The organism is Brasilonema angustatum, assembly GCF_059505445.1.
Map to the genome: position 1 here is coordinate 124615 of NZ_JCACKO010000133.1, position 25701 is coordinate 150315.

The 25701-nt window shown below is 42.0% G+C and carries 16 protein-coding genes; 12 read left to right on the top strand and 4 right to left on the bottom strand.

The features are described from left to right. Positions 1–4 precede the first annotated feature (4 nt). The 10 genes from AC5JM2_RS23855 (at position 5) to AC5JM2_RS23900 (ending at position 17310) form a co-directional block, all read left to right on the top strand. Entirely contained in the window at positions 5–4951 is a 4947-nt protein-coding gene (locus AC5JM2_RS23855; RefSeq protein ID WP_495837304.1) for an aminotransferase class III-fold pyridoxal phosphate-dependent enzyme, read from the top strand. A gap of 48 nt (positions 4952–4999) precedes the next feature. Beyond that, positions 5000–5752, top strand: coding sequence for a class I SAM-dependent DNA methyltransferase (locus tag AC5JM2_RS23860; protein WP_495837305.1), 753 nt, complete (start codon positions 5000–5002; stop codon positions 5750–5752). A 266-nt stretch (positions 5753–6018) separates the two neighbouring features. Then, a complete protein-coding gene (locus tag AC5JM2_RS23865; RefSeq protein ID WP_495837306.1) occupies positions 6019–11502 on the top strand; it encodes an SDR family oxidoreductase in 5484 nt (1827 codons plus the stop codon). A gap of 128 nt (positions 11503–11630) precedes the next feature. After that, positions 11631–12503 (top strand): TauD/TfdA dioxygenase family protein, encoded by an 873-nt coding sequence (locus AC5JM2_RS23870; RefSeq protein WP_495837307.1) that lies wholly within the window; start codon positions 11631–11633, stop codon positions 12501–12503. Between the two features lie 82 nt (positions 12504–12585). After that, entirely contained in the window at positions 12586–13515 is a 930-nt protein-coding gene (locus AC5JM2_RS23875; protein WP_495837308.1) for a cupin-like domain-containing protein, read from the top strand. Between the two features lie 190 nt (positions 13516–13705). Then, positions 13706–14473, top strand: coding sequence for a class I SAM-dependent DNA methyltransferase (locus tag AC5JM2_RS23880; RefSeq protein WP_495837309.1), 768 nt, complete (start codon positions 13706–13708; stop codon positions 14471–14473). A gap of 151 nt (positions 14474–14624) precedes the next feature. Next, the gene (locus tag AC5JM2_RS23885; RefSeq protein ID WP_495837310.1) at positions 14625–16100 is read left to right on the top strand and encodes an aspartate aminotransferase family protein; all 1476 of its coding nucleotides are present in this window, start codon (positions 14625–14627) and stop codon (positions 16098–16100) included. 107 nt (positions 16101–16207) lie between these two features. Continuing rightward, positions 16208–16717 carry a GNAT family N-acetyltransferase gene (locus AC5JM2_RS23890; RefSeq protein ID WP_495837311.1) on the top strand — a complete coding sequence of 170 codons (510 nt, stop codon included), beginning with the start codon at positions 16208–16210 and terminating at the stop codon, positions 16715–16717. Positions 16718–16777: 60 nt separating this feature from the next. Beyond that, the gene (locus AC5JM2_RS23895) at positions 16778–17071 is read left to right on the top strand and encodes a hypothetical protein (RefSeq protein ID WP_495837312.1); all 294 of its coding nucleotides are present in this window, start codon (positions 16778–16780) and stop codon (positions 17069–17071) included. 11 nt (positions 17072–17082) lie between these two features. Next, positions 17083–17310: an MbtH family protein gene (locus AC5JM2_RS23900; RefSeq protein WP_495837313.1), complete on the top strand. Its 228-nt coding sequence runs from the start codon at positions 17083–17085 to the stop codon at positions 17308–17310. Positions 17311–17778: 468 nt separating this feature from the next. Here AC5JM2_RS23900 and AC5JM2_RS23905 read toward each other — a convergent pair whose 3' ends face one another. The 3 genes from AC5JM2_RS23905 to AC5JM2_RS23915 all read right to left on the bottom strand — a co-directional run bounded on the left by AC5JM2_RS23905 (position 17779) and on the right by AC5JM2_RS23915 (position 20285). Then, positions 17779–18057, bottom strand: a complete 279-nt coding sequence (locus tag AC5JM2_RS23905) for a glutaredoxin family protein (RefSeq protein ID WP_495837314.1) — start codon at positions 18055–18057, stop codon at positions 17779–17781. Positions 18058–18341: 284 nt separating this feature from the next. Continuing rightward, positions 18342–19325, bottom strand: a complete 984-nt coding sequence (locus AC5JM2_RS23910; protein WP_495837315.1) for an RNA polymerase sigma factor, RpoD/SigA family — start codon at positions 19323–19325, stop codon at positions 18342–18344. Positions 19326–20108: 783 nt separating this feature from the next. After that, the gene (locus AC5JM2_RS23915; protein ID WP_495837316.1) at positions 20109–20285 is read right to left on the bottom strand and encodes a hypothetical protein; all 177 of its coding nucleotides are present in this window, start codon (positions 20283–20285) and stop codon (positions 20109–20111) included. A 334-nt stretch (positions 20286–20619) separates the two neighbouring features. Between AC5JM2_RS23915 and AC5JM2_RS23920 the strand changes: the two genes are divergently transcribed. Together AC5JM2_RS23920 and AC5JM2_RS23925 are read left to right on the top strand one after the other, a co-directional pair. Further along, the gene (locus tag AC5JM2_RS23920) at positions 20620–22434 is read left to right on the top strand and encodes a TonB-dependent receptor plug domain-containing protein (RefSeq protein ID WP_495837317.1); all 1815 of its coding nucleotides are present in this window, start codon (positions 20620–20622) and stop codon (positions 22432–22434) included. Between the two features lie 128 nt (positions 22435–22562). Beyond that, positions 22563–23483: a TonB-dependent siderophore receptor gene (locus tag AC5JM2_RS23925; protein ID WP_495837341.1), complete on the top strand. Its 921-nt coding sequence runs from the start codon at positions 22563–22565 to the stop codon at positions 23481–23483. 388 nt (positions 23484–23871) lie between these two features. Here the strand turns inward: AC5JM2_RS23925 and AC5JM2_RS23930 are convergent, their stop codons facing one another. Continuing rightward, on the bottom strand, positions 23872–25602 hold the full coding sequence (locus AC5JM2_RS23930; RefSeq protein WP_495837318.1) for a helicase HerA domain-containing protein: 1731 nt from the start codon (positions 25600–25602) through the stop codon (positions 23872–23874). Positions 25603–25701 lie beyond the last annotated feature (99 nt).

Below are 25701 nucleotides of genomic sequence, written 5' to 3' on the forward strand. Positions count from 1 at the left end.
CAAAATGAATAACCCAAATACATATGATTGCCTTGATGAAATAGCTATCGTTGGGATGGCAGGTTGTTTTCCTGGAGCCAAAAATGTTGATGAATTTTGGCAAAATCTACGAGATGGTGTGGAGTCAATTTCTTGTTTCTCTGATGAAGAATTGCTGTCTTCAGGGATAAACCCTACTCTGTTGAGTCAACCTCAGTATGTAAAAGTAGGAGCGATCTTAAATGATATAGATTTGTTTGACGCCTCATTCTTCAACTTTAATCCGAGAGAAGCTGAAATCACAGATCCACAACACCGTCTGTTCCTTGAGTGTGCGTGGAATGCCCTTGAAAATGCCGGCTACGACTCCGAAACCTACCCAAGTCGTATTGGTATTTACGCTGGTGCTGCTATGAGCACCTACTTTTTGTCAAATCTTTATTCAAACCGTAAGATTATAGAATCAGTGGGTGGAAAGAAAATTTTAATGGGAAATAGTCAAGATTTTCTGCCCACGTATGTATCATATAAATTAAACCTGACCGGACCAAGCATTAATGTCCAAACTGCCTGCTCCACTTCATTAGTTGCCGTTCATTTAGCTTGCCAAAGTTTACTGAATGGTGAAAGTGACATTGCTCTGGCTGGTGGTGTTTCGATCCAAGTGCCACACAAAGCAGGTTATCGCTATCAGGAAGGGGGAATTATGTCTCCCGACGGACACTGCCGTGCTTTTGATGCCAAAGCACAAGGAACTATTAGCGGTAACGGTGTTGGTATTATTATTCTAAAGCGATTAGAAGATGCTTTAACAGATAGAGATTATATTCATGCTATTATTAAAGGTTCAGCTATTAATAACGACGGTTCTTTAAAAGTTGGCTACACAGCTCCTAGTGTAGATGGGCAAGCGAAAGTGATTGCCGAGGCTCTTGCAATGGCTAGGGTCGAACCTTCGACGATTAGCTATATAGAGACTCATGGCACGGGAACAATTTTAGGTGATCCGATTGAAATTGCAGCACTGACACAAGCTTTTCGCACCACAGATAAAAAGAACTTTTGTGGCATCGGTTCAGTAAAAACTAATATCGGACACCTAGATGCTGCGGCTGGTGTTGCTGGTTTGATCAAAGCGGTTCTCGCACTTAAACACAAACAAGTACCACCTAGCTTGCATTTCGAGCAGCCCAATCCCAAAATTGATTTTGCTAACAGTTGCTTCTACGTCAATTCCACGCTTTCGGAATGGAACACGAATGGAACCCCCCGTCGTGCCGGAGTTAGTTCCTTCGGGATTGGTGGCACTAATGCCCATATCATTCTTGAAGAAGCCCCAGTTGCCGAACCCTCAATTTCTTCTCATCCCTGGCAGTTATTAGTACTCTCTGCCAAAACAGCTTCAGCACTGGAAACTGCCACTGCAAATTTAGTTCAACATCTCAAGCAGCATCCCAATCTTAACCTCGCTGATGTCGCTTACACCCAGTGTGTGGGTCGTCGAGCTTTTGATCATCGCCGGACAGTGGTTTGCCAAAATCTTGACGATGCAGTAAAAGTTCTAGAACCCCCAGAACCGCAACGGGTTTTTACCCACTACACCGAACCCTGTGCCCGACAGGTTGCATTTATGTTTCCTGGACAAGGCGCCCAGTATGTGGACATGGCTAGAGAGTTGTACGAAACTGAGCCAATTTTCACTGAACAGATTGATTACTGTTCGTACCTTCTCAAATCTTATCTGGGGTTAGACCTGCGTACATTACTGTATCCGGATGTGGAACAAAAAGAAGCTGCTGCACAGCAGCTCAAGCAGACTCATATTACCCAGCCAGCACTATTTATAATAGAGTACGCCTTGGCTCAATTGTGGATGGCTTGGGGTATACGTCCTTCTGCAATGATTGGTCATAGCATAGGAGAATATGTTTCTGCTTGCTTAGCTGGGGTGTTCTCTTTAGAAGACGCCTTGGTGCTGGTAGCGACTCGCGGGCGACTGATACAGCAACTTCCTTCGGGGACAATGCTACCAATACCACTATCAGAGAAACAAATCCAACCCCTGCTACACGAGAAACTCTCTCTAGCTGCAATCAACGGACCAGATCTGTGTGTGGTTTCTGGAGTGGAAGAAGCGGTAGATGACTTACAAAAACAATTGACCTACCAAGGTGTGGACTGTCGCCCTCTGCATACTTCCCATGCCTTTCATTCCCAAATGATGGACTCAATTCTAGAGCCATTCAAGCAGCTGGTCAGCAAAATCAGCCTTAATTCTCCAAAAATTCCTTTTGTATCTAACGTCACTGGTACTTGGATAACCGCAGCACAAGCAACAGATCCGAAATACTGGGCAAGACATTTACGACAAACAGTACGCTTTAGCGAGGGGATTGCCGAGTTGTTGCAAGAACCGGAGCGAATCCTGTTGGAGGTTGGTCCTGGGAAGACATTAAGTACCTTGGCTAACAAGCAAAAAGTGTCTGAACAAGTAGTTCTTTCTTCACTAAGACATCCACAGAACCAACAATCAGATGTGGCGTTTTTACTAAATACGTTAGGCAGACTCTGGCTAGAGGGAATAAATGTTGATTGGTCAGAATTTTATGCTCATGAGCAACGTCATCGTATCCCCTTGCCAACATATCCTTTCGAGCGAAAAAGATACTGGATTGAACCTATCTTAGCTAATGATGACAATCCATCGGCTAAAAAGGAAATTTCTGTGTCTCAACCAAAAGATGTCATCATCAACTCACAGCCACCATCATCAATCAAAGCTCCAGATACGCAAGTAGTCAACCAAAAAGAGGAGAAACCTGTAGCAAACACAGCTATTGAACAGATCATTTCACAGCATCTTCAGGTGATGTCTAAACTGGTAGACTTATTACCACAGAGAAGTTTACCCAAGGAAGTTTTGCCTTCATTGGAAGCTATCCAATCTTCTCCTCTCAATCAAAATGGGCAAATTGCTCAAACTTCAACCAATGCCTCTGGGTTTGGTGTAAATCAGTCTACAAATTTTTCCTCTACATCTACTAGGGCAGAATCTGAGCAACAGCCCAAAGACCGGAAAATGGATTTTACACCCAAAGCTGCTTCTCAACAGATCGAGAAAGAATCGATGATGTTGAGTCCCCATCAGCAGAAACATCTAGATGCTTTAATTGCACGTTTTGTCAAGCGTACCCAAGAATCCAAACGACTCACCCAAGCTTACCGTTCTTGCCATGCCAATAGCAGGGCAGTATCAGGGTTTTTTCCGTTTATTAAGGAGATGATATATCCAATCCACGCACAGCGTGGAGAGGGTGCTAGACTCTGGGATGTCGATGGCAATGAATACGTAGACATTTCAATGGGGTTTGGTTCGCTTTTATTTGGTCATTCGCCATCTTTTGCGATCGCAGCGATCCAACAGCAGAGCAAGCAAGGTATACTAAATGGTCCACAATCGCGTCTTTGTGGTCAATTAGCTGAGTTAATTTGCGAGTTGACGGGTGCCCAACGGACAGCTTTTTGTAACGATGGCACAGAAGCAGTGATGGGAGCCATACGCATAGCACGTTCTGTGACAGGACGCTCAAAAATTGCTTTATTTGCTGGTTCTTATCACGGCGGTTCTGACGGAGTTTTAGTCAAAGGAGTAACAACCAACGACGGAACGCTGCGTTCTGTCCCGATGACTTCAGGTCTTCCATCATACTTGGCTGAGGATGTGATGGTGTTGGAGTATGGTACTCCCGAATCTCTGAATATTCTTAAAGACCATGCTCATAACTTAGCAGCAATTTTAGTTGAGCCGATACAAAGCAGTCGCCCAGATTTGCAGCCTAAAGAATTTCTCTTTCAGCTAAGACAATTAACTCAAGAAACTGGAACTGTTTTAATTTTCGATGAAGTGGTTACTGGCTTTCGGATGCACCCAGGCGGTATCCAGGCTTTATGGGGTATTCAAGCGGATATCACAACCTACGGTAAAGCTGTTGCTGCTGGCATACCTATTGGGGTTGTAGCTGGCAAAGCTGCTTTCATGGATGCATTGGACGGAGGTATGTGGAATTATGGAGATGAATCTTATCCCCAGGTGAAAACAACTTTTTTCGCTGGTACTTTTTTCAAGCATCCTCTCGTCATGGCTGTCGCTTGGGCTGCACTCAATCATATCAAGAACAGCGGTGCCAAACTTCAAGAAAAGTTAAATCAACGGACAGCGCAATTAGTCGAGACTCTTAATAGTTACTTTCAACAAAAGCAAGTACCAATTAAAGTCGTTAATTTTGGCTCTCTCTTCCGTTTTAATTGCCAGACTCAACTTAGCAATTTGCTTTTCTACCACTTGCTTGAAAAAGGGATTTATGTCTGGGAAGGACGCACCCTTTATCTATCGACAGCTCATACTGATGAAGATATTGAGCAGGTGATTTGGGCGGTCAAGGAAAGCGTAGTTGAAATGCAAGAAGGAGGATTTTTACCATCTGAACGCATTTCAACAAATAGTGGAGAGTTGATAACCCATCAAACTCATGGATTATCAAATCATTTGACTGGTTCATCTTTCAACTTAGCTACTGAGTCCCTCCCGATTACTTCAAACGCAAAGTCTGCTGATGAGTTGTTTGATACCCTCGTTGAGCAAATGCCTGACGCTCTAGGAAATACTTATGCTACTTCCCGTAAAAAGGTTGAAAAAACTATTGCTGATGTTTGGCAAGAACTCTTTGGTTTTGACAACGTGAGCATTCACGACAACTTCTTTGAGTTGGGTGGTGATTCTCTAACAGCTCTTCAGGCTATTTCTTTGTTAAATAAAAAGTTAGATGTTGAGATGCCTATAGAAAGCATTTATGAAGCACCAACTATAAACTCTCTCGCGAATATTATATGCCCTGAGCAAGATGAAACAGTTTCTGCTGAGCAAAGTATTTCCCGAGGTCAAAGACGAAGAGAGAAAATAATGCGCCGCTAGTACTATTGAGAAAAGAATTAATAATTTAAACGGAGTTCAACAGAGCTTATGTCTTCAGAAAATCGCTTTTCAGGTTATGATGCAATTGAACATGCGTACAGACCCTATAAGGAAAAAGCATACGAAACTTATTTGACGAAGTTAGAAGAATTGATTCTACAATACCTCCCTAAAGGAGCGCACATTTTTGACCTTTGTTGTGGTAGAGGAGCATTAGCACAACTACTGCTCAAAAAAGGTTATCAGGTAACTGGACTTGATAGCTCTGAAATAATGCTGCGCTATGCTCGTGAGAATGCACTTGGTGCTGAATTTATCTTGGATGACGCACGCTACTTTAAATTGTCACCTACTTTTCATGCAGTTGTGTCGATAGGTGATTCTCTCAACTATGTCATAAGTATTGAGGAATTGAAAAATGTGTTTCACAATGTCTATGCATCACTACTAGAGAACGGATTCTTTGCATTTGAATTGGAATCAGAAGAAATTCACGAGTTATTTCTTAATACAAATTATCTTGGTGATGTTAAAGATGACTTTGCCTACATTGAGCGTTTGCTCTATGATTCCAAAGAGAAATTGACTCGAGATAGTTATACTCAATTTCAATTGATCGACGGAATATGGCATCGTTCAGACGTAACTTTACAAAGAAAGCCTTACTCCCCAACGGAAGTCAAAGTTGCCTTAGAAAGTGTAGGCTTTACGGAAGTTAGAAATTATGATGAAAAACGTGATTTTGGAGTAGGATCTGCTGGAAGAACTTGCTTTGTGTGTCGTAAAGCTCTAAGTGTATAGACATAAAAAACGATGCAGTTAGGAAGCACTACACTATCAAATGCGTTTTGTCTCTATTTTGTAACTCAATGAGACTATAGCAATCCTATCTGATTTGTAAAAATGAACAACCAAATATTGCAGCTAGCACTAACCATCAAATAATAAAGTTTTGTCTCTATTTTGTAACTCAATGAGACTATAGCAATCCTATCTGATTTGTGAAAATGAACAACCAAATATTGCAGCTAGCACTAACCATCAAATAATAAATGAGAAAATTGGATATGATGAATAAGTTAGACAATTTTCATCAGGTAGATGATGCTGACATAGCTGTTATCAGTTTGTCTGGACGGTTTCCTAAAGCCCAAAATCTTGAACAGTTTTGGCAGAATTTGCGCTCAGGGGTAGAATCAATTTCATTTTTTTCCGCTCAAGAATTAGAGTCTGCGGGAATAGACTCTGCAACGCTTAGTGATCCCAACTATGTAAAAGCAGCAGTTCCACTAGAACATATAGATTTGTTTGATGCGTCATTCTTCGGCTATAACCCTAGGGACGCTGAAATTATGGACCCCCAACACCGCATTTTCTTAGAGTGTGCGTGTGCTGCACTTGAAAATGCTGGCTATGATCCCCAAACTTACTCTGGTTCAATAGGGGTTTACGCTGGTTCAACTATAAGTAACTATTTATTCAATATTTATTCAAACTCCAACATCAGAGAATCAGTCAGCGGTGTGGAAATTAGTTTGGGAAATCATCCCGATTATCTTCCCATGCGCGTCTCTTTCAAATTAAATTTAACTGGACCAAGTTATGCAATTCAAACTTCGTGTTCCACTTCTTTAGTTGCTGTCCACGTTGCTTGCCAAAGCTTGCTCAATTACGAATGTGATATAGCTTTGGCGGGTGGCATTTCGATATTGGATATGCAACCAAAATCTGGCTATTTGTATCAGGAAGATGGGGTTTTATCTCCAGATGGACATTGCCGTGCCTTTGATGCTAAGGCAAAGGGAACTATTTTTGGTAGCGGTATAGGAATTGTAGTTCTCAAAAGATTAAAGGATGCTCTTGCTGACGGTGACTGCATTCATGGAGTGATTAAAGGTTCTGCCGTCAACAATGACGGTTCTTTGAAAGCTGGATTTACAGCACCCAGTGTAGAACGTCAAGCGGACGTGATTGCAGAAGCCATAGCTGCTGCTGGGGTAGAAGCTGATACTATCACTTACGTAGAGACACATGGGACAGGAACACCCCTGGGCGATCCTATAGAAATAAAAGCTTTGACAAAAGCTTTTCGTACCAGTACACAAAAGCGGGGCTTCTGTGCGATCGGTTCAGTGAAAACCAATGTAGGACATCTGGATGCAGCTGCTGGTATAGCGGGCTTAATTAAAACAATTCTGGCTCTCAAACACAAACAAATTCCACCTAGCTTACATTTTAAAGAGCCCAATCCCCAGATTGACTTTGCTAACAGTCCCTTTTATGTCAACAACACACTTTCAGAATGGAAAACGGACAGAATTCCTCGTCGAGCTGGAATTACTTCTCTTGGTTTTGGTGGAACCAACGCCCATGTGATTGTTGAAGAAGCTCCTCCTATCGAAGCGTCTAACCCTGGGCGAACTTATAAGTTGTTAATGCTGTCTGCCAAAACTAGCTCTGCTTTAGAAACCGCTACAGTAAATCTGGCAAATTATCTTCAGCAGCATCCCGAGTTGAACCTGGCTGATGTAGCTTATACCCTTGCTGTGGGACGTCAGACTTTCAACCATCGCCGGATAATGGTGTGTGAGACAATTGATGATGCGGTTAAGACATTGCATCCTCTTGAGCCTCAACGAGTTTTCACCTACTACCAGCAGCCCTGTAATTACCCTGTTGTATTTATGTTTCCTGGACAGGGAGCGCAGTACGTGAATATGGCTCGGGAATTGTACCAGAGCGAACCCAAATTTACTGAGGAAGTCGATCGCTGCTCTTTGATGCTAAGACCATTCCTGGGACTAGATTTACGAGAGATTCTCTATCCAAGCGAAGCACAAACCCAAACAGCTACACAGCAATTAAAACAAACTTCTATTACCCAGCCTGCGCTTTTTGTCATTGAGTACGCCTTATCCAAATTGTGGATGGCTTGGGGCGTCCGCCCAGAAGCGATGATCGGTCACAGCATTGGGGAATATGTGGCTGCAACTCTTGCTGGAGTATTCTCTCTCAAAGATGCTTTAGCGCTAGTAGCTGTTAGAGGACGACTGATGCAGCAAGTTCCAAAAGGTGCTATGCTTTCCGTTCAACTTTCTGAACAACAGGTGCAGCCCCTGCTTGGAAAAGAGCTTTCTCTTGCGGGAATCAATGGTCCCTCGTTATGTGTTGTTTCCGGTTCATGTGAGGCGATCGATAAATTGCATCAGCAACTACTGGAGAAAGACGTAGGCTGTCGAAAGCTGCATACATCCCATGCTTTTCATTCCCAGATGATGGATTCCGTTATCGAAGCCTATACACAATATGTAGAAAAAGTCAAGTTTCATACCCCGAAAATTCCATTTATCTCCAACGTCACTGGTACTTGGATTACCACAGCACAAGCAACAGACCCGAACTATTGGGCAAAACATCTACGGCAAACTGTGCGCTTTAGCTCAGGGATAACTGAATTGCTCAAAGAACCAGAGCGAATCTTGCTAGAGGTTGGTCCTGGACGGACATTGAGTACCTTTGCCAAACAGCATTATAATTCGGAACCAGTGGTGCTGACATCACTTCGCCATCCTCAAGAGCAACAGCCAGATGTAGCATTTTTACTTAATACTTTAGGTAAACTCTGGCTTTTCGGAGTTCAAGTTGACTGGTCTGGTTTTCACGCTAACGAACGGCGTTATCGCATCCCTCTACCAACATATCCATTTGAGCGTCAGCGTTACTGGATTTCGCGACAAGCACAGCCGCACGATGTCCGTGCTACGCAAGTGTCACTGGGCAAAAAGCCGGATATCGCCGACTGGTTTTACTTACCTTTGTGGAAGCAATCTGCACCCCCAGGGTTGCTTGGTAAGGAAGATTTCGCAGAGCAAAAGTCCTGCGTGCTTGTGTTTATTGATGAGTGCGGCTTGGGTGAAGAACTGGTGAAAAAACTCCAACAGCAAGGTCAAGATAGCATCTGCGTGGAGTGCAGCAGCAGAGCAATCGCCGTGAGGGTAGGATCAGAGTTCTCCAAGCTAAGCGATAGTCTATATACCCTTAATCCAAGACAAAGTCATGACTACGATGCTTTGCTCAATGAACTTGGCGCACTGAACTTGATCCCCAAAACAATTGTTCATTTATGGAGTGTTACACCAGGCGATAAGCGGAGCTTAAAGCCTTCGGCTTATCGCACAGAATCAGAACTTGAGTGCTTTGACGACGCCCAATATTTAGGATTCTACAGCCTACTGTTTCTCACCCAGGCACTAGGAAAACAAAATTGGACTGATAAGTTTCAAATCACGGTTATCTCTAACAACATACACTCAGTGACAACAGAAGAAATGTTGTTCCCAGAGAAAGCGACTGTACTCGGACTTGTTAAAGTCATTCCTCAAGAATATTCAAATATCAGTTGTCGTAGCATTGATATTGCTCTTCCAAAACAAGGAAGTTGGCAAGAGGAGAAACTTGTAGACCATTTGCTGACGGAACTCATAACTAAATCCTCTGAATTGGTTATTGCTTACCGTGGTCTCAATCGTTGGGTGCAAACTTTTGAGCCAGTGCGATTGGAAGAAGCGAGCATGAGCACATCAAGATTAAGGAAGGGAGGAGTCTACCTAATTACTGAAGGTCTGGGAAATATTGGACTGATACTGGCAGAGTATTTAGCCCAGACAGTGCAGGCAAAACTGGTCTTGATTGGACACAACGGTCTTCCTGAAAAAGATGAGTGGTTCGAGTGGTTGGCAACTCATAATGACCAAGATGAGATGAGCCACAAAATCAGGAAAGTCCAGGCATTAGAGAAGTTAGGAGCCGAGGTTTTAGTTTTGAGCGCGGATGTGACCAACTTTGAACAGATGCAAAGAGCGATCGCCTTTGTCACAAATCACTTTGGCAACATACATGGTGTCATTTACGCAGCAGAGATTGTCAACGACAACTCAAACAAATCTATTCAAGAAATTTCTCAAACTGATTGCCAGTGTCAATTTCAATCAAAAGCGAATGGACTATTCGTACTAGAAAAAGTTTTGCAAGGGAGAGGACTTGATTTTTATCTGCTGATATCTTCTTTATCATCGATTTTGGGAGGGTTAGGGTACGCCGCTTATTCAGCAGCAAACATTCTTGTAGATACTTTTGCCCACAAGCAAAATCAAACAAATCCTGTTCCCTGGATGAGTGTTAATTGGGATCGCTGGCAACTTGGAGAAGAAGAACAAAACACAGCTAATAGAACAACATTGGCTGGATTATTCATCACACCAGAAGAAGGCATAAAAGCTTTTCAATGTATTTTAACAAGTGATAAAATAACTCAAGTTGTTGTCTCTACAGGAGATTTACAAGCTAGATTTGACCAATGGCTTAAGCTAGAATCTTTAGGTGATATTGAGCAGACCTCTTCTGCTGGGGACACAAAAGAGGAATTAGCATCAACAAGTCTTGCTAGAATACTCCATCCCCGCCCCAATCTAGGAAATGATTATGTCGCTCCCCGCACTCATGTTGAAGAAACCCTTGCTGACATTTGGCGAGAAATTCTTTGTATTGAGCAGATAGGCATCCACGATGACTTTTTTGAGCTTGGAGGTCACTCACTTTTAGCTGTACACCTCATGGCGAAAATTAAGAAACAGTTGGGACAAAATATTCAATTATCTGCTCTTTTCCAAGGAGCAACTATCAAACATCTAGCGAGTATTTTGCATGAGCAAGCTAATAACCAGACCTCGTCTCCTTTAGTCGCAATTCAACCTCAGGGTTCCAAGCCACCTCTGTTTTTCGTCCATCCAGTAGGTGGGAATATTCTCTGCTACTATGAATTATCGCGTCATTTGGGTTCAGAACAACCATTCTACGGGCTGCAAGCACTAGGTTTGAATGGGGAATGTCAGCCTTACACCCGAATAGAAGATATGGCAACCCAGTATATCAAAGCACTGCGCGAGATTCAGCCGAATGGTCCATATTTTCTGGGAGGTTGGTCTATGGGCGGCGTTGTCGCTTTTGAAATGGCTCAACAGTTACTAAGATATGGTGATCAAGTTGCCATGCTTGCCATGCTAGATAGCCCAGCACCAGTTAAGAGCGAGCAAACTACAGAGATTGATGACTACGACGATGTCAAAATATTAGTTGATTTTGCCATAGATATGGCAAAATCTGCGGGGAAAAATCTATCGGGTTCACTTGAAGAACTTCAGAAACTTACGCTGGACGAGCAATTAAACTATTTTTTAGAGCAAGCAAGGATAGCTAATCTCCTACCTCTGGATTTTGAACTTCAACAGCTTCACTGTCTTCTAAAGGTTTTTAAGAGTAACGTACTAGCTTTACAGAGCTATGCACCACAAGTTTTTCCAAACCGAATGATATACTTTCAAGCTAGCGATGAAGTATCTAATGATTTTCATAATCCCACTTTATTTTGGGGTGGACTTTCACGTAAGCCAGTAGAGATTATTACTATTCCTAGCAATCATTACACAATCATTACCAAGCCTCATATCCAAGTTGTGGTTGAGCCGTTGAAATTTTTTATAAATCAAACATAAAGGAAAGAGAGCTTTGAAAAAATCTAAATTTTCAGTTTTTATTTAATAGTTTTTTAATTGTATTTGCTCAGGAATATTTCTTGATAAAAGGAACAGATAGATCCAAAACAATCAGAGAGATTCATCCTATGAACAGTAAAATCAAAGCTCTAGGTACTAGTACAGGAAAAATACTATATAGTAGTGATTGCCAAAATATTCTTGACCTCTCCGTAGCAGAGACTATGGAGCTATTCAAGTCATCTGGAGTTATTCTTTTTCGAGGTTTTGGAGTAACTCCCAAGCAAATGAAAGATTTTTCCGAACAATTTAGTGGCAGACACATCATAGACCCTATGAAAACAGACATTGATTACGACAAGTTTGTTAACTTTGTTGATAACGGAATGGATATGTGTGTCCCTCATAGCGAACATGCTTGTTTCCCCTTTCGACCCGATGTTATTTGGTTTTGCTGTACTGTACCAGCCGAACAAGGAGGCGAAACTTTATTCTGGGATGGTGTTCGAGTGTGGGAGGAACTAAGTGAAAAGACGAAACAGTTATTTATTTCCAAGAAACTAAAGTTTTGTCATAATAATGTTCCGGTTGAGATCTTGAAGGCTTTTACTGGATCAAATTCTAAAACCATAGATGATATCAAGCAAATCTTGGACAGTATTGATTGTGTAAATTATCAGTTTAATGAGGATAAAACTGTTTCTGTAGAATATACTTGCTCAGCTGTGATAAAAACCAATTATAGTCATCAAAATGCATTCGCAAATAGCTTTTGGGTATATCATAAAAAGACAGAATCAGCGACTTTTGGAGATGCTTCAAGAGCTTCTGATGAAGTCGCTGACGAAATTCAGACAATCTTCGACAAGTTAACGGAGGAGATACTGTGGGAAGCAGGTGATCTGGTGATGATGGATAATTCAAGATTTCTACACGGTCGTAGAGCATTTAACGATAACCGACGCCAAGTTTTCACTACCTTAAGTAACCTTAAGTTTTAATAAGCTGTTTCACATTTAACTTGCAGATTAACGCGAGTAGACTGTCATTTGTCATGAGTTATTAAGCAAGGAGAAACCTTTCATGTCTTCGTCTTCAGCAACTAGCTATTCTCAAACTAGTGATTCCAAATCTCAACGGTACAATAAAAAATCTAAGTTGATATGGACGCCAGTTGATTCTGTTGAACGTCGCAGTAACCTCTCGTATGAGGAGTTTGTTCGAGAGTACGCGTCTGTTGGAAAGCCTGTCATCATTACTGATGCGATGAAAAACTGGAAAGCTTTGACGAAGTGGAATATGGATTTCTTCAAGTCACACTACGGCTCAAGCAAGTTCCTTGTACTGGATTACAAGGCTGAAACAAAGATGTGGGGTCGAAGTTACATGTCAATGAGTATTGCTGACTACATAGATGTCATAACTAGCGGTACTTGTGACAAATTGCTCTACCTATCGGAATTCCATGTTGGTGATCACCCGGAGCTTTGGGAAGATTGCGAAGATCCAATATATTTCAAGGATTGGTATAGAAAAATACCATTAGAGCTTTTTAGAAAACATATCAACGATACCTATGACATCCAGATAGGTCAGAAAAATACATCGGTAGGTCTTCACTGTGATTACCGTCATGATACCGCATGGGTTGCAGTCATTTCTGGGCAGAAGCAAGTTGTATTGTTGTCACCAGACCAAGAAAAATATTTGTACGAAGGTGAAGTTGACTGCTTTAACCCGGACTTACAAAAGTTTCCACTCTACGCCAATGCCAAACCAGTGGAATGCATACTAAACCAAGGAGAAATGCTCTACATACCGCCGGATTGGTGGCATCATCTAAAAAACCTCGAAAACACAATCGGCTTGGCTATCAACACGATGAATGAATGGAGTTATGAATTAGTTCATCAAGGTTTTTTAGAGCGGAATCGAATAAAAGGTCATCTTTTTCCGCTAATTGTGAAATTTCCGTTACTAGGCAGAGCTTTATTGGCTGTTGGTTTGGTCTAAGACTAAAACACCGATTCAATAATAAAACGCGAGACTAAGAAACCCGGTTTTTACGTCTTTTCAAACCATAATTTACTTGTTGCGACCCAACGAAACCTCGTTTTTCGTCATAATTCTGAATCAATCATTTTTCATTGCGTTGGCAATGATAGGCTTGCAAAGCAATACGTAAAGCAAGGAGAAACCTTTTATGTCTTCGTCTTCAGCAACTAGCTATGAAAAATTTGATGAGCCATTTGCCCGAATATACAACGAATCCTTGGGACCAGGTTACAACGAATTAGCCTTGCCAACCTTGGAAAAATTACTATTACCTTACGTTCCTGAGGGAGCGAATATCCTCGACCTTTGTTGTGGGACAGGGCAACTGTCACAATGGCTGCTAAATAAAGGTTATCAGGTGACTGGAATTGATCGCTCCCAGACAATGTTGGAATATGCTCGTAAGAACGCACCTAACTGTAAATTGATTCTTGGTGATGTACGCTTCTTTGAATTGCCGCCTACTTTCCATGCAGTTTATTCAATGGGTTTGGGTTTAAATCACATTCTGAATTTGTCAGAATTAACAGGTACTTTCCACAATGTATACAACGCACTTCATAGCAACGGTATATTTGTATTCGACTTACGTCTAGAAGACGCACATAATCGTCCAAGTTGGAACGGTCGTATATTAGGTAATATTAAGGACGAATATGCTTGGGCAATGAAAAACATTTATCACCCAGAAAGTAGAGAAGGTCAAATTTACCTAACGATATTTCATTTAATAGAAAAAGATTGCTGGAAACGTCTAGACACTACTTGGCCAGTTATTGCTTATTCTAAGGCTGAAGTCCAGTCAGCTTTAGAAAAAGTGGGGTTTAAAGAAGTTAATGTCTATGATGTCAAGCTTGATTTAGCCTTAGATACAGAGGCTGATATGGTGTGCTTTGTTTGTCGTAAACTAAACTGAAAACTCACTACAATATTACCTGAAAATTAGGTAATTTTAGTGGCTATATTGACAAAGTACAACGTAGAGTGGGGTATAGCGAAAGAGGTAGTAAAATTCATTCATTCTGTGAATAGCCATCCTTTCCACCAAGTCAATAAACATAAATTTTATGAAAACCAAAGAATCGAACTTACAAGAAGCTAAACCGCAGATTAATTCAATACAATCTCCCGAACAGAAATCAACAGAAGGTCTGAATTCCCGTCAACAGAAACATTTAGAAACTTTAATTGCACGCTACACCGAGCGCACAAAAACATCAAAACACCTCATGCAAGCCTATCGTCCGGTTCTGGCTGATCCAAGAGGTTCAGAAGGTTTTTACCCTCTGATAAAAGAGATGGTTTATCCCGTTATTGGTAAGCACGCTCTGGGTTCTAGACTTTGGGATATCGATGGCAATGAATATATAGATATAGTAATGGGGTTTGGAGTAAATCTCTTTGGTCACAACCCTCCCTTTATAAAGGAAGCACTGGAACAGCGACTTGAACAAGGCATACACTTCGGACCACAATCAGATCTTGCTGGTGAGGTTGCTGAGTTATTCAGTGAACTAACGGGAATGGAGCGAGTAACCTTTAGTAATACAGGCACAGAAGCTGTAATGACAGCAATACGCTTGGCACGAGCAGCAACAGGTCGCTATAAGATTATTCGGTTTTCAGACTCTTATCATGGGCATTCTGATGGCACTCTCATTAAAGCAGATAACTCGCGTTCGGTACCAGGTTATCCAGGAGTACCACCAAATGTTGCTCTTGATGTTTTAGTTCTTGACTATGTGAATCCTCAGTCGCTTGAAATTATAAAAGCGCATAAGCAAGAATTAGCAGCTGTTATCGTTGAACCTGTACAGAGTTCTCGACCAGACTTACAGCCTAAAGAGTTTCTCCAGCAACTGAGGCAATTGACAACAGAATCAGGGATACTTTTAATATTTGATGAGATAATTACAGGTTTCCGGGTTCATCTAGGTGGCGCACAGGCTTGGTTTGGTGTTGAAGCCGATATAGCTACCTATGGAAAGATTGTCGGTGGCGGCATGCCAATTGGTATTATTGCTGGTAAAGCTACCTACATGGATAGAATCGACGGTGGTATGTGGAACTATGGGGATCTATCTTATCCTCAGCCAGAGACAGAAATGACATTTTTTTCTGGCACCTTCTGTAAGCATCCGCTAGCGATGGCTGCTGCACGAGCTGTACTTAAGCGTCTTAAGACTGAAGGACCTGCTCTTCAGGAACAGTTGAATCAACGCACATCGCAGTTTATCAAAACGCTGAATACTTACTTTGAAGCTGATCAAGTACCCATCAGACTAGCGAATTTTGGTTCAATATTTAACTCTGTTCGTTTTGAAAATTCAGCCTCTTCAGTTAGTTCGGATGCTTTAGAGAATATGCGGCTGATAAATTTATTACTATATCATCACCTTCTCGATAAAGGAGTTTACCTGCGTTCATCATTACATGCACTATCCACAGCCCATACAGATGAAGATCTTGATTTCATTATTCAAGCTATTAAGGATAGTGTAAGGGAACTGCAAGACGGAGGTTTTTTGCCTAGTAGTCCTTAATCGTTAAAACCCGTGTTTTTGTTTTCTGTAAAACGCTTATTCAACGCAAGTTCCATGAGGGATGAAAACAAAGTAGTGGTTTCAAGTCTGAGCGTTACTTGCTGACAATGAGGCGATCGCTTAAAGAATCCATCCCCGAACCGCAGTTCCCAGGAAATTTCACTATCCGCCAAGTTAAACCTGAACAGGATGCCGAAGCATGGGTAGAAATGCACAACCAGTCTTTTATCGATGCCTGGAATCACCATCCCTTAACGGTCAAACATTACAAATACCTGCGGAGTCACCCTACATACAGACCCGATTTGGATCTGGTGGCGATCGCTCCTGATGGCACTTTTGCAGCCTGTTGCAAGTGCATAATTAACCCAGAGAGTAATATTCGCACTGGACACAACGAAGGCTGGATTGACGAACTCGGTACAAGACGTGGTTTTCGCCGGATAGGGCTGGGACGTGCAATGTTGCTTTGCGGAATGCGTCACCTGCAAGCTGCTGGTATGGATATGGCAAAGCTGTCAGTCGATTTTTATAACCCGAATGGTGCTTTGCAGCTTTATGAATCCGTTGGCTTTTATAAGCTCTACACTTGGATTTCCTACGTCAAGGATGTTTAGCCCATACTTCGCATGAGTAAATGTACTAATGCTTATTAACTGGATTAAGGAAGTAAAACTATGGCAACAATGGGAAAATACTGCAAAGCTTACTCTCTCAAAAAATTACGTCAGTTCAATCAGTGGACTGAGCATTCAGAAAATACCAGAAAAGAAAAGCAACAAGTCGATGGTAAGGAAGTCGAAATCAATAGAGAACTAACCGATGATGACTTTCTTTATCTGCAAGAAAACTATGTCGTCACAGATGGAATTTTCAAAGACGAAAATATCATTTTTGACATTATCACACCCGAATGGCAAGAGTTCTGTAAAAATAGACTTTTGTTCGAGATTCCAGTTTACCAAAATTAACGGAGATAAATATGTATCAAGACGACAAAGAAGATACGACGATTTACAAAGTTGTAGTCAATCACGAAGAACAGTATTCAATTTGGCCCGCCGACCGAGAGAACGCACTTGGTTGGAAAGATGCTGGAAAAACTGGCTCCAAACAAGAATGTTTAGATTACATCAAAGAAGTTTGGACTGACATGAGACCGCTCAGTCTCCGCAAGAAGATGGAGGAAGCTGCTCACACTCAGCAGTAGCACAATTTAAGTTAGACCAAAGAAGTAGTCATAAGTCAGGAGCCAGAATTCAGCGCGTGTGTATTCTTTAGAGTAGCTCCTGACTTGAGCTTCCTTGCCCCCATGCTCACCTGTGATCAGCATTGATAAACTAACAACTCATCCACTAGGGTCAGTTGATAAACTGTCACTCATCTAATTTCGCGTTTCATAGTATGAGTTTAATCTTTATTAATGCAAGGAGTGATACCATTTCACCATATGTTTGCCACAAGTTATATTCGCAATTTGTCTCACCAGCAGAGTGTTGCGAGTTTCAAATGTTGCACAAAAAAGTGGATTGGTATACAATTATACAAAAAAGCGCTTGATTGAAAAAATTATCAAGCGCTTTTTAATGTAAAAATAACACCATGTTGCCCTTTGGGTAAGAAGAAATTGAAACGACAAAGAGCGGTTTAGGGTATAGTATATTCGCTTACACCTTAGTTAGAAATACTTCTGAAGCATATTCTGCAATTGTTGTACTGTTGCCCTAGGAGAAGGACGAGGCAAGTGTAAGTCTTTGTTCTCCTGTGTACCTTCTGTACTTCTGAGATTTGCTAAAAAAAGCACTGGCACCTCGTATTGGTAAGCTTGAAACCAATCTTCACGAGTCGTAATATCCCGGATTTCTAGCTCAAACTTGAGGTTTTGTATCTGTTCTAGTTTTTCCTGCAAACCCTCACACAAATGACAACCGGGCTTGCTATATAAAATAATTCGCATTTGCTTCAACCAAAATACACTTGTTTAACTGCATCTCTAATATTTTCTCTGGGCATAGGGGGACTTATAAGTGGAAGAACCAGAAGTTCTACAACTTTATTACGGGCAGCAACTGATACGATCTTAAAAGTCTGTCTGGATATGGGTTTGGCGGTTTAATAAGCAAAACTGGTCTAAACTCCAAATTCCCTGTTCCCTATTCCCTGTTATGTGAACAAAAAATCGCCCCCTAAATTGAGGGGGCGCATCATCACCTTGTAACGTAGCAATGCTACGTCTTGAGTTTAACTAGCAATGTACTCTTTAACGTTGGCACGACGGCGACGCAGATGAGCAAGCGCTTGATGTTCTAACTGACGAACACGTTCGCGGCTAAGGTTCAAGCGTTCGCCAACTTTTGCCAAAGACATTTCGTTACCATCCAATAAACCAAAGCGCAAGGCTAAAACTTCTCGCTGTTGGGGAGTGAGTTCTGACAGCATGTTATTTAAGTCTTGGCGTAAGAAGTCCTGCGTCATGTAATACTCTGGTGATGGTCCTTCATCTTCGAGCATTTCTTGCAGTTCGGTATCTTGGTTATCACCAACCTTGACATCCAAAGAAACTGGTTGACGCGCCATGTTCAGATACTCACGGATCTGAGCTGGTTCTAATTCTAGTTCTTTGCCAATTTCAGCAGGAGTTGGTGATCTTCCCAACTTCTGAGCAAGTTCGCGCTGGACTTTCTTAATTTTGTTTAGCTTCTCGGTGATATGGATAGGTAAGCGAATGGTACGACCTTGTTGGGCGATCGCACGAGTAATCGCTTGGCGAATCCACCAGTAAGCGTATGTTGAGAATTTATAGCCGCGTGTTGGGTCAAATTTCTCTACACCCCGCTCTAATCCTAGTGTTCCTTCTTGGATAAGATCCAGAAACTCCATGTTTCGCTTCTGGTACTTTTTGGCGATCGCTACAACCAAGCGCAAGTTTGCTTCTATCATCTTCTGCTTTGCTCGCTTGCCTTGATGTACAGTCTGTTTGACATCTGTCTCAGATTTACGAACATGAGCAGCCCACTCTTCTAAGCTAGGTTCGCGGCTTAATTTCTTCGCCAAAGCCTCCTTAGCATCCACGAGTGTCATCATTTGTTGCACCTGCTTCCCAAAGACAATCTCTTGCTCACGGGTTAGCAGTGGTACACGACCAATCTCGCGCAGATAGGTTCGCACCATATCAGCCGTGAATTTGGCGTTAAGGTTTTCGGTTTGGGTTTCTACAGTGGGCATTGGTGCGTTTTCCTCTACTCCGTAAACAAAAATTAATACTCAATAACTAAGGCGGATTGGGAAAGTTAGTACACGTATTACGCAACCAGGGAAACGATCAGGTGAAAATTGATTTCTACAGAATCTACTTAGACGATCACTCTCTTGGATTGGTTTCCCTACCTTCCCTAAATTTTGAAATCGCTTATGAGCATGCTGGCTTATTTTCAATAATTCTTTTAATCCTTATGTCGCTAGGACGACCCTAATTATACGAACTCGGTATGACTTCTACTTTATCTATGATACGACAAATCATCCCAAGAGTAAAGTAGTTCTGTTAAATCTTTCTATTGTAATCCAAATTTATCTTGTTACACAAAAAAGCTGATTTTTTTTCCTAACTTACTACATATATAGTGACTCTAAGATCCCATGATCAGTCCTCCATCTATAGCCGGATAACCGAACAGAATCAATTCTCCTGATGGAGGGATGTCACGAAATCTAGAAATCAGGAATCGGATATTGGGAATTGGTAGTTGATATATTTTTGTGTTAACCCAAAATTACAGCTATTACTTTTTCCACTAAGGACGAAATAGTTGAAAAATAGGCTTCTGGTTTGAGATCAACCTCAAAAGCCACGTAGGTTTGTGGTTCATGAATTTCCAGCCAGTTGCAACTCTCTTTAATAAACCCAGATAGCACTTCTGACCTGAGGCAAAGTAGTCTTCAATCAGAGCATACAACGGCCACACGCGATGATACTTCAGCCTCAATATCTCCTTGGAAGATACGCTTTTACATTTTACTGAGCGTTGATAGCATCACATAACCAGTGGCAAACAAGTCATCCACTTGCTTGAGCAGCCCTTGCCCAAAACCTTCCCACTGTCGCAAAACTACGCCCCCGAGAATCTGTAGGAAGGAACTATCTACTATAGTAACATCTTTCTTGCTATAAGTAGAACGGCGCAAAAAAACCAAAGTATGTAACGGAAAGTAAAGTTGCCCAAAAAGCTCTTCTCTTCTGCCTTCTGCCCTCTGCCTCCTGCCTTGTCATAACGACAATTTTCAACACCGACCTACTTAGATGAAAATATCCAAATAATTATTGTTCCAGACGCGAGCACCGTTTAGACTCTCGCTAGTTTATCTGAGGGCAGCGAGTCGAATGGCATATGTATGTAAATTTTTATTTCTTGTCGTTTGAATCTGATTGCTTTTTTAATAGGAATTTTTTTCAATACTACCTATCCTATACAGCGGTCAACAACAAAAAATGAGCATGACGTGACAAAATCAAAAAAAAATGAAATATAAGCACCGTTATCTGAGTTTATTCGTTACAGGCGCAATATTAACTATGTTTACAACTCCTGCATTAGCTCAGAAAAAATCAGCAATTGCACTTGACAAGAGTACAGCATCTAATAATAGAACTCCTGGAAACTCAACTCAACAAGCAGCTAGAGTAACTAATTCCAGATCCGTAAAACCGATAACAGAGATTCGGCGAGTCAGTGAGATAGAGCGTCCACTTCGTAGCGCCAGAATGTTGGTGCAGTCACCAACCCCACAAACAACTCAAACTCCACAAGCAAGACCTCAATCACTAGTCGTGCAAGTCAGCTTCGTGAAGGCAAATCCCACCTCCAAAGGTTTGGAACTAGTTTTGCAAACGTCAAAAGCTGCTACCTTGCAACTGGAGAATCGTACTCAGGTAAATAGTAATACCTTCATCGTTGACATTCCAAATGCTCAACTGCGTGCACCTGGTAACAGACCGTTCTCATTCCGCTCACAAAAATCAATAGCGGGTATTACTGAGATAACCGTAACAAACCTTGACGCCAATACTATCCGGGTGACGGTGATAGGTGAAACAGCTCCACCAATTGTAGAGTTGTTTGACAGTCCAAAAGAAGGTTTGATCTTCAGTGTAGCCAGTACTGCATCTTTGGCACAACAGCGGCAGCAACCTCAAACACAACCATCACCTACACAGCAACCAGCGAACCAAACACAACAAACTCAACCAAGAGCGAATGGTGATGAACCAATTGAATTGGTGGTGACAGGACAGCAAGATGGATACAATTCATCCGATGCATCAACTGCAACCAAAACCGATACTCCTTTACGCGACATTCCCCAATCGATTCAAGTCATCCCCGCAACCGTAATTCAAGATCAAGGTGCAGTTAATCTGACCGAAGCAGTCCGTAATGTCAGTGGTGTGTCACTCGCAGGCACTAGTGGCGATCGTGGAGAATATTACACAATTCGGGGATTCTTTGCCAACATTTACAAAAATGGTTTCCTTGACGATTACTACTCTTCTCGCGCCTTTCGAGACAACGCCAATATCGAGCGAATAGAAGTTCTCAAAGGACCAGCCTCGGTGTTGTTTGGACGCTTAGAACCTTCGGGTATCATCAACTTAGTGACCAAGAAGCCATTAGCCGATCCCTATTACAATTTAAGTTTTACCGCAGGCAGCTATAGTTTTTATCGCCCCACACTAGATTTTTCAGGTCCTGTAACGGAGGACGGAAAATTGGGTTATCGTCTCAACATTGCCTACGAAAATTCTGGAAGTTTCCGCGACTTTGTTAACAAAGAAAGATTTTTTATCGCTCCTGTACTTAGCTGGAAAATTGGTGAGAACACAAACCTGACTTTGGAAGGTGAATATCTCCATACGGAAAATTCTTATGATGATGGGCTACCGAAAATTGGCGATAAGATTGCAGATATTCCGATTAGCCGCTATCTCAGCGATCCGAGAAATCAAGTCGTTGTAGATGAATCAAAAACCGACCTGACTTTGAATCATGACTTTAATCAGAATTTATCGCTGCGCAGTGCTTTTCGTGTAACAACCGCATCAGAAACAGCTAATCGTTTTACCCTTCAGGGACTTTTTGGAGCCAGTAACGACGGAACTCTCAATCTTTTAAATACTTCCTATAATCAGTATTATGAAACTTATTTTCTACAGAATGACTTAACTGGTAAATTCAATACTGGCTCAGTCAAGCATACACTTTTGTTCGGTGTGGAAGTTGGTAAAATATATCAGCGTGTTGTGGGCGCGAGAGGACTCAATCAGTCGATTAAGTAGCTCAACTTAATTAAATGTAAAATGTCATTGCGAGTGAAACGCAGTGGAGCGTTCGCGCAGCGTGTCCCCTTGGGACTCAGCAATCGCAGAATTTCTATCTTAAGTTTTTTTAGGTTGAGCTACTTAATATTTTTAATCCTGTCTACAACTTTTCTTTTGGTTCATATCGACAGACTCAGGATAATACAACGAATATCGACTCTTTTGGAATTTATCTTCAAGATCAGATTGCTGTTTTTGATAATCTCAAACTCCTTGTTGGTGGCAGGTTTGATACTTATAATAGTGAAACACAAGATTTCCTGAATGCCTCCACTACAAAGACAGATAGCGATGCGTTTTCACCCCGTGTAGGAGTCGTTTACCAACCGACAAAAGAAATTTCACTGTTTGCCAACTATAGTCGCTCGTTTAATCCTGTGAGTGGTATCGCTAAAAACGGTGATGCTTTTGAGCCTGAAAGAGGAACTGGATACGAAGTCGGCATCAAAGGAGACTTTTTAAATGGTCGCCTTTCTTCTACTTTAGCCTTCTACACAGTTACCAAAACCAATGTCGCAACTGCCGATCCCAGCGATCTCACCGGTAGCTTTTCAATTCAAATCGGCGAACAACACGCTCGTGGGATTGAGTTCGATATTGCTGGAGAAATCTTACCTGGTTGGAAAGTGATTGGTTCCTACGCTTATACGGATGCAGAAATCACTGAAGACAATACATATCCAGTCGGAAATGCTCTAGCTAATACACCGCAACATACTAGTTCATTGTGGACAACCTATACCTTTCAAAGAGGTCCGTTAGAAGGTTTTGGTTTTGGTGGAGGCATTTTTGCAAACAGCAAAGCTTATGGAGATCTGGATAACTCTTACACTATACCTGGTTTTGTACGGACTGATGCGGCACTTTTCTACAAAAAGGATCGCTTGAGAGCATCTGTTAACTTCAAGAATTTATTTAGTGTCAGATATTTCGAGGGCACATTTTTGGGGACAGCCAATCCTGCTGCGCCGTTTACAGTTCAAGGAACGATTTCTTGGGAGTTTTGACCAATTAATTGTCAATTAAGCATTTTTGTAGGGGAGCCAGTGCGAATGACGACGGCTTTCCCGACCTAGGCATCTGGCGTTGGGCACTGCCCATCGAAACCGCAAACCCTGATTTTAATGTTGCTAGGCAGTGCCCACCCTACGTTTGTTGAGAATGGTGAGCCAGCGCGGTCTTGGGGAGCCAGTCCTGCAGGAGGGTTTCCCTCCGTAGGGATCTGGCGTTGGTTTCCCCCATGAGCGACTGGTGAGACAGCGCTGCAGGAGGGTCTCCCTCCGTAGGCGACTGCGTTAGCGCAGCGGAACCGGAGGTTCTCCCCGAAGGGCGAACCCGGAGGGTGCAAGATCTGACTCTACCAATTATCAAATCTCAATCTCAAATCTCAAATCCTTAAAAGCCAAGATCTGCTTTAGCTAGTTCAGCAGCCGCAAACACTTCTTCATCTGGCTTTTCCTCCCAAGCAGTCTCACCAATTTCTTCATAAAATATGGTATCGTAAGGACGAGTCCGCACAACCACAGGCATCGGAACAGCGTGACCTAAAATTAAGGCTTGTTGTTTAGAATCTAACTTTGCCAACACAGACCGCAAGGCACCTCCACCAGACACCCCAGTAAAAATCGCCTCAATATCTTTCTCATCATTCAGCAAAGCGGTGATCCGAGTACCAATCTGGGACATGACTTCATTATCTATGCCCGATGGACGTTGATCAACCACAAGAAGCGTTACGAAGTATTTCCGCATTTCGCGGGCGATCGTCCCAAAAATAGTGCTTTGTACCGTTGCAGGGTCGAGGAAACGGTGCGCCTCCTCAATTGTAATCATCAGTTGCGTTGGTCTATCGTTGGGATTTTTGGTTTGTAAAAACTTTTCTGCTTTGGTGACATAATGTTGGTGAATCCGTCGGGTAATCATATTAGTCACCAACATATAAGAGAGCATATTTGACTGGGAGCCAAACTCCACAACAATATTCTTACCAGCTTCTAGGGAACGCAACATTTGATTGACATAATTTTGCGGACAAGCTGCACGCATATACTTTAAATTTTCTAATCGCAGGAGTTTGCGCTGTAGTGCTGTAATCGAACCTTGGTGTCCTCGCTTCTCTTCGCAGAAAGTCTTAATTTCCTCATTGGTCATATTTATTAGTTGAAGAATCCAAGACTTCCCAAATTCAGCACATAAAATATTGGCGTTATCTAAACTCGCTTCTGAAAGTCCTAAATCACGACTGCATAATTTTATATCTTCGACTTCAATTTGATCGTAACTTAAATAAAGTTCTTGAGCATGAGGAACGCCTCGACGCTTAGTAGATTCTGGGTCAAGAGTGTAAACTTCAACTGAACTGGGAAATAGCTGTTTTAAGCCTTTGACAGTACTCATTTGCTTGCCTTCAGAAACGGCTTCCCAGCCATACTCTGAGTGCATATCAAAAATCAAATTAACCGCCGCATTTTTGCGGATTGTCCCAGCTAAAAGTAAACGTGTCAAAAAGGATTTACCAGTTCCTGATTTGCCAAAAACACCGTTGCTTCTTTCCACAAACCGATTTAAATCCAGGCAAACTGGAACATCCATGTCCAATGGTTTTCCAATGGAAAAGTTTTTCCTTTGAGGATCGTCTTCCCAACCAAATACCCGGCGAAAATCTTCTTCCGAAGCTTCATAAACTTGGCTAAAGTGGGTGGGAATCGTTTTGACTGGCAGGAGTTCCATTGTTGTACTGGTTTGAGGCTGGAATGATGCCAAACCTGTCGCTGATGGAACAAAGGGATTTGCAGATTTGCCGTTTGTTGCAGAAAAAGATTCTTCAGATTCGGGGGTAAACATCAACATCGGTGCAAGGTTGATGGTACCATATGTCCCGCCTCCTGCTAAAATCTCTCGTAAAAAAGTGTCTTCCCAACTCGGAGGATTCGCAATAATTCTTTGGTTAGCAATTCCCAATGCTACATCTGTGAGCATACAGAAAAAACGCGATCGCACCCCTTGGACAACTAAAAACTTACCAACGCGCATATCTTCTACTGAAACGTCGGGGTGCAATCTAACTTCTAATCCTCCAGTGAGAGAGCCTTGTATAACTGAACCTAATGGCTGTCCCAAATTCATTTCATTAATCACACAGTGATGAGCTTGCTCTTATCAGTTACTAGTTATCAGTTATCAGTTACCAATGTCGTGTTCCGTTGGATATAAACACTTATCAGT